A 13,350-nucleotide genomic window follows, 5' to 3' on the forward strand; every position below is an offset into this window, starting at 1 on the left:
TGCAATAATTTTGAACTATATTCAGCCAACCGGAAACTAATTGACATTAAAAAAACAAAAAGGAGGAAAACAGATGAGATTAAATAAAAAAATTTTATCTCTCGTTCTGGCAGGTGCGATGGTAGTATCGCTTGCACCGTCAAATGTCGGAGTTGTGTCAAAAACGGCTGCGGCATCTGGAAAGATGAGTGCAAAGAGCTATTACTATGACCCTGCTTACCAGACGCAGGAAACGCTTAAAGATGAGAGCGGAGAAAAGATAGGAACGCTTACCTATACAAATAAGGCGTATTTTAATTCTAATCTTTCAAGTTATAACAATATGAAATTTGAAAGTGAAGATGGCAACAGAATTTATACGGATTCTATTTTATTCTATGATTTTGATTATAATGCTACAACAGTTACAACAAGCAGTGCCATTGGAAGTGAAGACAGTTCATCATTAGACATAGAAGATATGTATAAAGAGAAGGCAGCGGCAGAACTTAAGAAAGCCGGTGTCGATGAAGACGATTTTGATTATTCTGACAAATTGAATAAACAGGTATCTGATGACTGGCAAGCAGCTGTAAAAGCAGGAAATAAAATCTATGCTAAGTTATCATATCATCATGATGATGATGATAATAACAGGCAGAGTGGTGAAGTAAAACTTGCCTTTACATTAAGTGACAGTTACAAGAAATCAGAAGATTATGAGCAGTATGCAATATATAAATATGAGACTGATGATGACAATGCAGATGTTATCACAAATGACGATTATTTATATTCAGGATTAACAACTGTTGACAATGCTTATTCCATTGGTTCATACACATATCAGTGGTATAAGGCTGATGCATCAGGAGAATACACAAAGATAAACAACCAGACATCAAGGTCAGTTTATCTGAAAAATTCAAATGTCATTGATCCTCAGAGCAAGACTGATGATAAGTTAAAATGTATTGCAACAGTAAAATATGATGGCATTGAAATTCAGTCAATTGAGTATGATTACACGGTTTATAAGGTCAGTTCAGAGTCTTTATATACAATGGATGATGATTATTCAAATTATAGCTGGGCATATGCAAAGAAAGATGGAAAAGCCGTATTAAACAGCGGATATGAAGCCATAAACGGAGCAACAGCAAAATATACATGGCAGAAGTATGATGAGAAGGAAAAAACATACAAGACAATAGATGGAAAGTCAGGCAAAACACTTACAATAGATAAGTGCACAGATGCGGACTATGTAAGTTATAGAGCTAAGATACAGATTTCTGTTGGAGAGTGTTTATATACTTCATTTGAGAAAACTATCCAGCTTGTAGAAAATCCACCATACTCTGTTAATAATAAGACAGGATATGGCAAAAATGCAGAAAAAGATGATGCAGATGGAAAATATTATTCGCAGTACAGCTTATCAAATAATGTTGTACCGGGTGATACAGACAATATGACTGTAGATGTAAAAGCAGATACAGGATATTCACTTACATACACATGGTATGAGTACAAGGATAAAAAGTGGGAAGAGATAACTGATGCCAAGACTAATGTTTACTCAAAGAAATTTGAGACAGCAGATTTTGACAGCACTACATCTAAGCAGTATAAGTGTAAGGTAACAGCCACAAATGGTACTCTTACATATGACAAGTCATCTTTTACTTTCATTGAAAACAGAGATCCTGAAATGTATGAGGATTATTCAAATGTTAAGTATGGAAGTACATCAAGATCTAATGCAAAAGACAATGCACTTAAAACAGCAATAGGTTCATCTGCAACACTTTCAGGACCTAAGGTATCTGTGAACAGTCAGTACCAGCTCAATTATCAGTGGCAGAAATTTACTAAGATTGATAAAGATGAGTACAAATGGACTGACATAAAAGATGCAACAGCAGATACATACGCTATCGCAAGTGTGACAGATACTGCTGAAAAATCTGATTTTGGTGAGTACAGACTTAAGTATAACGCATACAAGGCAGGAACGACTGATCTTACAAATGCAAAATCAGTCGCATCCGGAGAGTTCTATGTAGATCTTGAGCAGTTTAATGGATTTACGGCAGCACTTCCAAAGAATACTGAGGACAATTATACTCTTGAAGTAGGAGGAACCATCGACCTCGGTGTAACTGCTTCTATTGCAAATACAGAAGCTAACAATCAGAAATATGACATAGCATATCAGTGGCAGAAATATGACAGCAAAACAAAGGCATATATAGATATTAAAGATGCCACAACAGCGGATTACAAGAAAGAAAACATCACAGCAGATGATTTTGGAAAATACAAATGCGTTATCACTGTTATTGACAAGACGACAAAAGCAGTAATAAGTGATGTTAAGCCAGCAGAATTTGAGTTTAATATCAAACAGGCTGTTAAAGCTGAAAATGATACTTTAACATTAAAATCAGAGTCATCATATGTTGTCAATCACAAGAATGTAGGTGACAATGTAACATTAAGCGTAGCTGCTGAGACAGCAGATGCTGCAAAATATCCTCTTACTTACAAGTGGGAGAAGATTGAAAAAGACTCATACAGTGATTCATATGGCAAATATGTTGATGTTATGGGAGCAGACGGAAAAGCAGTTTCAACTGCTGACTATGCTTTAAATATAGCGGATGAAAATGCATTTACAACATATCGTTGTACTGTTTCAAACGGTGCTCACAGTCAGAAAGTTACCTTTAATGTTTTAAAGAATGATAATTTCTATGCTTATGCAGCAGCAACAAAATCAGATAATAAAACATTCATTAAGAAAGCCGGCGAAAGCGTAAAGATGCAGGTCGTAAACGGCTCTGATGATGCAGCAGCTACATTCAGCTATAAGTGGTATGCTTGTAGTTCTAATCACAGGTCTTATAAGAACGAAGACGATGACGATTGGTACACTATCGGTGACGGTTATGTGCAGAAGAGACTTGCAAATACAACATCAGTTTATGAGATTTCATCTCTTACGGATGCAGATTTTGATGTAAATTATTATTATTGTGAAGTTAAGAACGAACTCACAAAAGAGACAAAGACAGTAACATTCTATGTAAAGAAATATGATACAACAGACATAACATTTACTGACCTTGACGGAGCATATGACAGTTCAGGTACATCTTGTATTGATGTTGAACTCGGCTCATCAAAAGAGTTTGGTGCAGTTGTTAAAAATCCTGAGTCAAAGAACTTTATTTACAAGTGGTCATTTGAAAAACTTCATAAAGATGATACAAAATATGAGTATGATTATGAGAGAGCACTTGACTGCACAACAGAAAAGCTTACTCTTTCAAATATCACGGAAGACAATTTAGGAAGATATACACTTCGCATTTACGAGGGAAGTGCAGCAGATGATGATACACCTGTTATCACTCACTATTTCGAGGTATCAAAGAAAGATGCAGCAGCAAAGAAGTTTACATTAAGTGCTGTCGGCAATGGACAGACAGGTTACTATCGTTCAGTAGGCGGAAATGTTACATTTGCGACAGAACTCAGTACAGAGTCAACAGACACCGTAACATATCAGTGGTATCAGGGCGGATATTATGATGATGACGATGATACATATAATAAGGGAGATGCCATATTAGGCGAGACTGGTTCTTCACTTAACCTTACAAACTTAAGAAAATCTGACTTTGGTAAATATACTTGTGTTGCTAAAGCAGGTAAATTAATAGACTTTATTACATTTAGTGTATCAGAGGCAGATGCTATCACAGTTGACTGGAATAATGATGAATTTGACATTTATGGCGGTGGTGCAAGTTACAACAAGACAGTTAAGGCTAAGATTGGAGATTCAACAAATCTTACAGCGGTTGTGACAAGTGCAACAGGTGATGCTATCTCATATCAGTGGTATGAAGAGAATTTGGAAGATACACACTATAATTTCTACGCAAAAGATAATGTAGAAAAAGGTGCATATAAGATTATGCAGGGTCAGACAACTGACACACTTGCACTTAACCAGATGACTAAAGATGCATTTAAACGCTATAAGCTTGAGATTACAAATGGCGGATATACAGTAAATGTTTACTTTAAACTTGTGCGTACAGACCTGCCTAAGGTAAGTGTTAAGGCTGACAAGACAAGTCTTGAAAAGGGTGAGACAGCAGTTCTTACTGCAAAGGTTACAAATCTTGGAGACAAGACAGCAACATATCAGTGGTACAAGAATGGCAAGAAGATTGATGGTGCTACGGCAGCAACATATACAACAGAAGCACTCTTTAGTGATTTAAATGAACTTAAAGATGATGAAAAATCTGTTACATACAAATGTGAAGTATCAACAGATATTGACAAGGTTTCAGATGAGATTTCCATCAACTTTGCAGGCTGGGGAACTATAAGCCAGACTAAAGATTTTGTCATGAAAGGTGATACTGTAGACATCGGTATAAAGATGAAAGAAGCCGGTGACTGGAAGTACACATGGTATAAGAAAGACGCAGTCAGTGATGAGTATGTAAAAGTACCGGAAGCTACATCAGCTACAATTTCTGCAATCGCAACAAGTGATGACAGCAAGAAACTTGATAATAACAGATATAAGGTAGTAGCAGAAAAAGGAAGCGATGAGACACATGTAAGTTATTATGCATATGCAGATGTAGATGTATTTAATATATCTGACATGACTACACTTCCTTCAGGAAAGGTTGCAGCATACAATAAAGATGCTGATGAAGAGACAAACTACAATCAGTACTTTGGTTATGGTATTGATGGTGCATCTAAGCTTAGAATGACATTCAGCAAAGATTCAAATCTTTATGACAGTAATGCAGCATTATATGTATTTGAGCTTGATACACAGAAGATTCATCGTTTTGACGGTTATGACCTTGCAGGACGCACATATGTATTTGACAGTGGTAAGTGTGTATTTGAACTTACAAGTGCAGGTTCAGATAAATATACATCAGGAACTGACGGCTTTACAGTTGAAAAGGCAATCAATCCTGACATTGATTACTCAACACTTTCTGTAAGCAAGAAGAGTGTAAAACTTAATGCAGGCAAGAGTGCAACAATCACATACAGAGCACTTGACAACTTTGGTGATACAACTAAGGTTACAGCTAAGACATCTAACAAGAAAGTTGCAACAGTTTCTGTTGCAGCAGGAAAGGTTACTATCAAGGCTGCAGGCAAAGCTAAGGGAGCAGCAACAGCTAAGATTACTCTTAAAAACGGAACTAAGAAAGCAACTATCAAGGTTACTATCAACAACCCTGTTAAGAAAGTAAAGGCTGCCAAGAAGAAAGCCACTGTTAAGAAGAAAAAGACAGTTAAGCTTACATTCAAGGTAACATCTTACAACAAGGCTAAGAAGACATCTGATAAGATAACTTACAAGACATCTAAGAAGAAAGTTGCTAAGATTACAAAGAAGAAAGTTTCAAGCAAGAAGATTATTGTCTCAGTTAAGGGTCTTAAGAAGGGAACTTCTAAGATTACAGTAACTATAGGCAAGAAGAAAGCTGTTGTAACAGTTAAGGTTAAATAATAACCGGCTCTTAAAGCAGTGAATATTTCTTAAATAAACGCACATCTTAAGATGTGTAAAGAAAAATACCATCGGCTGGCATTTGCCAGCCGGTGGTGTTTTTTGATTGTCAGGCAGATATTTGTTGTATGTTCGGTTGTCTGTTTATAATACTATTAGCTGTTATCACAGCATATCAGAAAGAAAATGCCTGATGGTGCTAAAATATAGTTTCAAGTTTCTCTAAGTCAAGTTCCTTTTCAGGTGCAAATACATCTGAGGTAAGATAGTTTACAAGGGATTTTATAAACTGTTTTACTTCAGTACTTTCTGCTATTTCTCCAAGTTTTGATGTGCATACCATAAGTTTTCCGTCACCAGCTTTTCCTTCAAAGAGGATACCGAGTTTATGGTTTCGCTCAAAGTTATCTGCCATCTGTACTATAGGTCTGTAATCTTTATCGGTCACATCATCAAGTATTGCACAACGGCTGTGAGATACTATCTTATACCACTGAGGGGTTGAGTATCTGTGTGTGGCAAAATCGTTAAGTGCAGGGTGACTGCTGTCGATGAGGAGCCCCATTGTGCCTACTGCGACAGGTTTTTTCATCCATTCACATATATCCCTGAACATCGGGTAACACCAGAAGTCAGTACAATAAAATCCCTCAAGGCTTTCTTTTACTTCATTTGGCATAAAGAGAACCTTTTTGCCCTGCTTAAGGAGTGATTTTGTTTCAGTAAATTCATTTGTTATAAATACCTGATTATCACCTTCGCCTATGCTTGCGATATTTTCAAGTGATAAAACATCATCATTGACAGGATAACAATAAAGTTCATATTTATTTTTGTATGGTGTGCCGTCAATCGTAAGGATAAGGTCATACACGGCAGTTTTGTCTGTCTCAGGCATTGCAAAGGAAATCCCGCCAAGCTGAACAAGTTCTTTTGCTCCGTCAGGAATTTTCACATCACCGCTTGTTACCACGCTTGTTTCACCGTTTACGGCAAAGCCCGTGGTTTCTGCGGCACTTACATCACGGCGGATAAGTTCATAGTGAAGTTTTTTGCCGGTGAGTTTTTCAGGATTGTAATATCTTATGGCAAGGTCAGCCTTAAAGTTTTCGCCTGATGTGTAGACATATTTTTCAAACTGTGCAAGGAGTATTGCATCTGAACAAAAGCCAGCCCATTCTTCAGGTGTTATATGACCCTTGCTGTCCATAAATGCATCAAGTATTCCAACAAGTGCCGTACCCTGTCCCGGAAAGTCCTGAAGATCGAGTATCTGGTAACCTGCTACAAGACTGCTTCTTGCGGCAGCTTCAAGTTCTTCTTTGTAGCATTGTACTGATAACATACCGCTTGCATAGAAGAAGTCGTCTGCCTGGTCGAGCATACCTTTCTTGTCAAGGTTATCCCTGAATACCTCAAAGTTTCTTGCTTTCAATACACCGGTATATTTAGGTATTTCCTTAAAGTTTGGATATACGGCATACTGACCGATTTCATGTGTCACGACAGGGATGTGTGGTATGAGCGGTCCGTCTGCACTTGCCGCCTTGACTTTTTTTACACCCGTTCCGTACTGGATTTCAATCTCCTCACCTGCATCGGTGCCATTGCCGGAGTTTTCATCATCAGGAACTATTTCCTTATCATAATTGTGTGTTGTTGACGGTTCTTCCCACTGGATATGACCGAGAGGTGCATCACACATACCATAAGAACCTCTTATAAGACGGTTCTTGCTGAAACGGACACCGACAAAGAAATCGTCTTCAGGCAGAAGAACCGGTGTGTGCTGGAAGTTGTTTGAACCCTGTGTGTATAGGTGGCGGTTGTCTACATTGCGGTAGCCCGTGATTATTTCAGCCATACGCTCTTTGCTGCCCCAGAGTTCATTTCCGAGTGACATCATGCAGTATGAAGCGTGGTTTCCAAAAGTATTTAACATACGGAAACCTTCTTCGATAAGATAATTCTGCTCGGTTTCATTGTGGTTTTCATCACCCGGTGCTGTGAGTGTTCCCCAGAATGGAAGCTGTGGTTCCATATAAATACCGAGCAGGTCTGCTGCGATAAAGGCGGCTTCAGGCGGGCAGCAGGTATGGTATCTGTAGTGGTTTATGCCGTAAGACTTTGAAATTTTCATAACGCGTACCCACTCGTCCACATCAGCTGGAACTGCACCTGTAAGTGGAAATACAAGTCCATCATGTTTTCCGCGGAGAAATGCCGGCTCACCGTTTATAAGAAATTTAGTCTCGGTTGTTGAAAACTTTCTAAGACCAAAAGTAGTGACTGTCTTTTCGTCTGAACCGCATAAAGAAATCTCAAGACGGTAGATAACAGGTGTGTATTCGCTCCATAAAACGGCATCTTCACCAAGGAAGTATTCAAACTCTGCCGTGCTTTCACCTTTTGCAAATATAACCTGAATCTCTGCTGCCGGTGCTTTTATACCTGTGTCTCCATTTATGTCCGTAAGAAAAGCATTGACATTTAAAGTGACTTTCTTATCCTCCGCCGTGTCATTAACTGTTTTTAATATGACGGTCACGGATTTTTTGTCAACATCAGGATAAGTTTTAACATCTGAAATGTATATCTTATCAAATATGCGGAGTGAAATTTCACCTATGATACCGTTCCAGTTAGTCTGTGTGTCCGGTGAAGTGAGATGACCGCCTTTTGTAGGGTAATTCACATTAGACACAAGCACGGTTATCCTAAAATCAGTCTTTTTAACAAACCTTGTAATATCGTAATAATGCGGTGTCGTGAGACTGTCAAATTCACCTGCAAAGGTATCGTCTATCCATATTTTTGTAAGTCTTGTTCGCTCCAAAAAAAGAAAGATATTTTTATCTGTATCGCTCTCATCAATATGTACATCTTTAGAGTACCATGCATATCCCTCAAAAAGATAAGGGTCGGTCAGAAATCCCGTTTCCTTTTTATCACTGAAAGTTCCTTTTTTGGCAATAGAAGTGGTTCCCGGAAGAGTGATAGTGTCATTTTTTGTTTTGTCAAATAATCTTGCTTCAATTCCCTTTTTGTCAGGGTCAAGTTCAAAATTCCAAATTCCTGATAAATCAATTTTCTTAATCATTTAAGTCCTCCGTATCAATTATGATGTTTTCGCATTATCTTATTTATTATAAACGCTGATATAAGGGCTTTCAATATAAAAAGCCTACACAAATTACCTTAAAAAACTCAGTATGATGCAAGTGGCAAAAGAAAATATCTCCTTTTGATGGTGTAATATCGGTATTTTTATTGCAAGCCATTTTATAATGAGATATACTTAGATGTATATGAGTAATAATGGAAGAGTAAAGGTAGTTATTGAAAGCTGCATACTTCTGATAGCTTTAGTAATAGTAAGTTGTCTCTATACGGCAGAGCTTTCAAAAAGCAGAAATGTATTAAAAGAAGAAAATAAAAACGGTGTTGTGCATGAAGAAAAAAAGCAAAGTAAAACCGTAAAAAATGCTTTATTTGATAAGGATGATTATAAAGCGGAAGGATTTAAAAATATTACGGTTGTAGTGGATGCCGGTCATGGCGGAAAAGATGAGGGGGCGAGGTCAAATAACCGCAGATACAGAGAGAAAGATTGCAATCTTGCCATGGTAAAAAAGCTGAAGCAGATGTTAGATCAGACAGATATAAATGTTATATATACAAGGCTGGAGGATAGATATATTACTAAAAAGAGGCGGACTGTTATAGCAAATATGAAAAAAGCAGATCTGTTTATAAGCATACATTGCAATGCTTCAGATAATATTCATTCAAGGGCATCAGGCATCGAGACACTTTATGCAAAGCGTAAAGGTGATAACAGGCTTATGACAAACCGCAGATTTGCACATATTTTGTTAGATACCGTAGAGGCTTCTTCTTTAAATAAAGCAAGAAAATGTATAAGAAGAGAGGATCTTTTTGTACTTCGTCATACGGATATGCCGGCTGTTATAGTTGAGACAGGATATATGTCGAACAGAAAGGATATGAGTTACATAAATTCACAAAAGGGACAGTATGAGATTGCAGATGGAATTTATAAAGGTATAATAAAGACTCTTAAAGAAATGAGCAGGAGGAAGAAACGAGGATGACAAAAATTATAGTTGCCACAGGCAATGAAAATAAAATGAAAGAAATAAGACAGATAATAAAAAGAGATGATATTCAATTTGTATCTCTTAAAGACGAGGGACTTTCTGATGTTGAAATCGTTGAGGATGGAGATACATTTGAGGAAAATGCCATTATTAAGGCAAAAACGATAGCCGACATCACAGGCACTATTGTTATAGCCGATGATTCGGGACTTGAAGTTGATTATCTTGATAAGGCACCGGGAGTATATTCGGCAAGATATATGGGTGAAGATACTCCGTACACCGTAAAAAACAATCATATCATAGAGCTTCTTAAGGATGCCAGGGGCGGGGAGAGAAGTGCAAGGTTCGTATGCGTCATCGCCTGCGTTATGCCTGATGGAAATGTAATAACGACCAGAGGTACGATAGAGGGTCAGATAGGATATGAAGAAAAAGGTGAAAACGGATTTGGATATGATCCTATATTTTATCTTCCTGAAAAGGGATGCACAACGGCAGAACTTTCACCTGAGGATAAAAATGAGATAAGCCACAGAGGCCGTGCTCTTACGGCAATGTATAAAAAGTTGGAGGGAGTGTTATAGATGGCGATGAAGATACTTATTGTCAGTGACTCTCATGGAAATAACAGAAACCTGATACAGGCTGTCAAAAATATGTCTGGTACAATGGATATGATGATACATCTTGGAGACATGGAGTGCAGTCCTGACAGGATAAGAGAGCTTGTTGACTGTCCGGTCGAGCTGGTAAAAGGAAATTGTGATTATGGCAATGAACTTCAGGGTGCGAAGCTTATTCAGATAGGTGGGCATAAAGTATTCATAACACATGGAAATCACTATGGCGGCGAGTTTGGAATACCGACGATGAAAGATATTGCAAAGGAAAACGGTGCAGATATAGTGATGTTTGGGCATTCACACAAACCTGTTATTGAAAAGAGTGGAGATGTGACAGTCATAAATCCGGGAAGTATTTCAAGACCGAGACAGGATGGATTCAGACCAACCTATATGGTTATGAACATAGAGGATGATGGCAGAACGGATTTTGTCCTTGTAACTATGTGATGCAGATGTAAGATACAAATAAAATTTTATAACCTGCATCTGAGATGCGGCAGCAATATAAAAACATAATACAAAACATTAATCCGTAACAGGAAATAATAGGGAATTTTCTAAAAATGAAACTGACAGAAAAAGAATTTAATTGGATAGTTGAATATATGCATAACCGTTATGGTATAGAGCTTGGACATAAAAGAGTATTGATAGAGGGACGGCTTGAAAATTATCTTTTAAAAAACGGTTATACGAGTTATGGTGAGTTTATCAACCGGATAGCTTCATCGCCGGATGGTGAAGAGGCAGGCGACATGATAAATATACTGACGACAAATCATACATTCTTTATGCGTGAATTCATGCACTTTGAATATCTTAGCAGATATGTACTTCCCTGGATAAGAGAAAAAAAAGCGGGGACAAAGGATGTAAGGATATGGTCGGCGGCAGCGTCAACAGGTGAAGAACCATATACCATAGCGATGATATTAAATGATTATTTCGGCATGGAGCCCGGTTGGGATACCCAGCTTCTTGCAACTGACATTTCAATGGAAGTTTTGCAAAAAGCAAGTGATGGGATTTATCTTACAGAACAGATAGAAAGTATTCCCGACAGATGGAAAAGACAGTATTTCAGAAAAATAAATGATGAGCAGTTTCAGGTAAGCAGAGAGCTCAGAAAACAGATTGTCTTTAAGAGGTTTAATCTTATGGATGACATAATGTTTAAGGGGAGATTTCAAGTGGTTTTCCTGAGAAATGTTATGATATATTTTGAGGATCAGACAAAGCTTAATCTTTTGAAAAAGATATATGACCATATGGAAGACGGCGGGTATCTTTTTATTGGTACGACGGAGAGTATAGATAAGATAAGTTCCGGATTTAAGTATATACAGCCGTCGATATACAGAAAAATATAAGGTTATTTTCAAAAAATACGGGAGTAACTGACACAGGAAATGAGGGATTATATGAGGAGGGTAAAGGTTCTTGTAGTTGATGATTCGATTATGTTTAGAAAAATGTTGTCGGAATTTCTTGACGAAGATCCTGAGATAGAAGTCGTTGCCATGGCGGGAGATCCATATCAGGCAAGAGATATGATAATCAGATTTAATCCTGATGTTATGACACTTGATATAGAGATGCCGAGGATGAACGGTATAGAATTTATGAAAAAACTTATGCCGCAGCATCCGATGAAAGTTATAATGATTAGTTCGATGCAGCAGACACCGACGGATTATGCTATCTACGGGGCAGTTGATTATCTTCAGAAGCCGCATGACATGGACGGTGATGCGATATATAAATGGGTGCACGAAGAACTTATTGCAAAAGTAAAAGCGGCATATCATGATAAGCTTGCAGAGGAGAAGAAAAAGCAGATTGCGGTTTCTCCAAACAATATTAAAAGAAAATACAACAATAAAATAGTTGCGATAGGGGCATCTACCGGTGGGACGGAGGCAATACTCAGTGTTGTCAAAAATTTTTATCCCAATATTCCGGGAACGGTAATAGTGCAGCATATGCCGCCGGGATTTACAGAGATGTATGCAGCAAGACTTGACAAAGAATGCCGTGTTAAAGTCAGGGAGGCAAAGGACGGCGATCTTGTAGAGGATGGCAAGATACTTATAGCCCCCGGTGACAAGCATATGACGCTTATGCGTGAGAATGGCAGATATTATGTTAAATGTTTTGAAGCAGAAAAAGTAAACGGTCATTGTCCGTCAGTGGATGTTTTGTTCAAATCTGTTGCAAAAGCGGCGGCGAGTGATGCTGTCGGTGTTATACTTACCGGTATGGGCTCGGATGGTGCGAGAGGGCTTCTTGCCATGAGGAAAAGAGGAGCACATACTATCGGTGAGGATGAGAAAAGCTGTGTTGTTTATGGAATGCCAAAGGTTGCATATGACATAGGGGCTGTGCAATATCAGGAACCGCTTGAGAATATAGCATCAAAAATATATAATATTTTGAATACCATTCCATAGTAATGATGTCAAAGCAAAACATCATTCCATAGTAACGATGTCAAAACATCATTCCATAGTAACGATGTCCAAGCAAAACATCGTTCCATAGTAAAACTTTTTTATAGAAAACAGATAGAAATAAATATAAAAATTCCAGATAACAGGAGGAAGAAATTATGAGAATATTAATAGCAGAGGATGATTTTGCAAGCAGAAAGTTTATGCTTAAATTTTTATCAAAATTTGGTGAATGTGATATTACAGTAGACGGTATGGAGGCTGTAGATGCATATCTTATGGCACTTGACGCTGATACACCATACGATCTTGTGTGCCTTGACATTATGATGCCGGCACTTGACGGTTATCAGGCGCTTAAAGCGATAAGAGATATTGAGCAGGAGAGAAAGATTCCGGAGGATCAGAGAGCAAAGATAATTATGACAACGGCACTCAATGAGGGGGCAAATGTAAACAAAGCATTTGATCTTGGCTGTGTAGCATACGCAGGAAAACCTATCGACCAGGTGAAATTTGAGAGCGTGCTTCGCAAACTTGAACTTATTGACTAGTGTACTGTATCATTGATTTTCAACTAAATAACGCAGGGTAAATTT

The 13,350-nt window shown here is 37.9% G+C and carries 8 protein-coding genes; 7 read left to right on the top strand and 1 reads right to left on the bottom strand.

Annotated features, from left to right (window positions below; translation table 11 throughout):
* Positions 1–73: 73 nt before the first annotated feature.
* Complete coding sequence (locus DW721_RS08050) at positions 74–5,551, top strand: immunoglobulin domain-containing protein (protein WP_118745426.1); 5,478 nt, start codon at positions 74–76, stop codon at positions 5,549–5,551.
* A gap of 199 nt (positions 5,552–5,750) precedes the next feature.
* On the opposite strand, the gene DW721_RS08055 is transcribed toward DW721_RS08050, so the two are convergent.
* Positions 5,751–8,651 (bottom strand): sugar-binding domain-containing protein, encoded by a 2,901-nt coding sequence (locus DW721_RS08055; protein WP_118745427.1) that lies wholly within the window; start codon positions 8,649–8,651, stop codon positions 5,751–5,753.
* A 202-nt stretch (positions 8,652–8,853) separates the two neighbouring features.
* Between DW721_RS08055 and DW721_RS08060 the strand changes: the two genes are divergently transcribed.
* The 6 genes from DW721_RS08060 (at position 8,854) to DW721_RS08085 (ending at position 13,305) form a co-directional block, all read left to right on the top strand.
* On the top strand, positions 8,854–9,666 hold the full coding sequence (locus tag DW721_RS08060; protein WP_022015013.1) for an N-acetylmuramoyl-L-alanine amidase: 813 nt from the start codon (positions 8,854–8,856) through the stop codon (positions 9,664–9,666).
* Positions 9,663–10,259: an XTP/dITP diphosphatase gene (locus DW721_RS08065; protein WP_118745428.1), complete on the top strand. Its 597-nt coding sequence runs from the start codon at positions 9,663–9,665 to the stop codon at positions 10,257–10,259. Before DW721_RS08060 ends, DW721_RS08065 begins: the two co-directional genes overlap by 4 nt.
* Positions 10,260–10,748 (top strand): metallophosphoesterase, encoded by a 489-nt coding sequence (locus tag DW721_RS08070; RefSeq protein ID WP_243020521.1) that lies wholly within the window; start codon positions 10,260–10,262, stop codon positions 10,746–10,748.
* A gap of 116 nt (positions 10,749–10,864) precedes the next feature.
* On the top strand, positions 10,865–11,671 hold the full coding sequence (locus tag DW721_RS08075) for a protein-glutamate O-methyltransferase CheR (RefSeq protein WP_022015016.1): 807 nt from the start codon (positions 10,865–10,867) through the stop codon (positions 11,669–11,671).
* A 51-nt stretch (positions 11,672–11,722) separates the two neighbouring features.
* A complete protein-coding gene (locus DW721_RS08080; RefSeq protein WP_118745429.1) occupies positions 11,723–12,751 on the top strand; it encodes a chemotaxis response regulator protein-glutamate methylesterase in 1,029 nt (342 codons plus the stop codon).
* 158 nt (positions 12,752–12,909) lie between these two features.
* Positions 12,910–13,305: a response regulator gene (locus tag DW721_RS08085; protein ID WP_022015018.1), complete on the top strand. Its 396-nt coding sequence runs from the start codon at positions 12,910–12,912 to the stop codon at positions 13,303–13,305.
* Positions 13,306–13,350 lie beyond the last annotated feature (45 nt).

Source organism: Clostridium sp. AM27-31LB, from assembly GCF_003480745.1.
Taxonomy (GTDB): domain Bacteria; phylum Bacillota; class Clostridia; order Lachnospirales; family Lachnospiraceae; genus Butyribacter; species Butyribacter intestini.

Bases quoted from the DNA above. Each gene is read 5' to 3' on its own strand.
- DW721_RS08050 (WP_118745426.1), top strand. From the start codon at position 74: ATGAGATTAAATAAAAAAATTTTATCTCTCGTTCTGGCAGGTGCGATG.
- DW721_RS08055 (WP_118745427.1), bottom strand. From the start codon at position 8,651: ATGATTAAGAAAATTGATTTATCAGGAATTTGGAATTTTGAACTTGAC.
- DW721_RS08060 (WP_022015013.1), top strand. From the start codon at position 8,854: ATGTATATGAGTAATAATGGAAGAGTAAAGGTAGTTATTGAAAGCTGC.
- DW721_RS08065 (WP_118745428.1), top strand. From the start codon at position 9,663: ATGACAAAAATTATAGTTGCCACAGGCAATGAAAATAAAATGAAAGAA.
- DW721_RS08070 (WP_243020521.1), top strand. From the start codon at position 10,260: ATGGCGATGAAGATACTTATTGTCAGTGACTCTCATGGAAATAACAGA.
- DW721_RS08075 (WP_022015016.1), top strand. From the start codon at position 10,865: ATGAAACTGACAGAAAAAGAATTTAATTGGATAGTTGAATATATGCAT.
- DW721_RS08080 (WP_118745429.1), top strand. From the start codon at position 11,723: ATGAGGAGGGTAAAGGTTCTTGTAGTTGATGATTCGATTATGTTTAGA.
- DW721_RS08085 (WP_022015018.1), top strand. From the start codon at position 12,910: ATGAGAATATTAATAGCAGAGGATGATTTTGCAAGCAGAAAGTTTATG.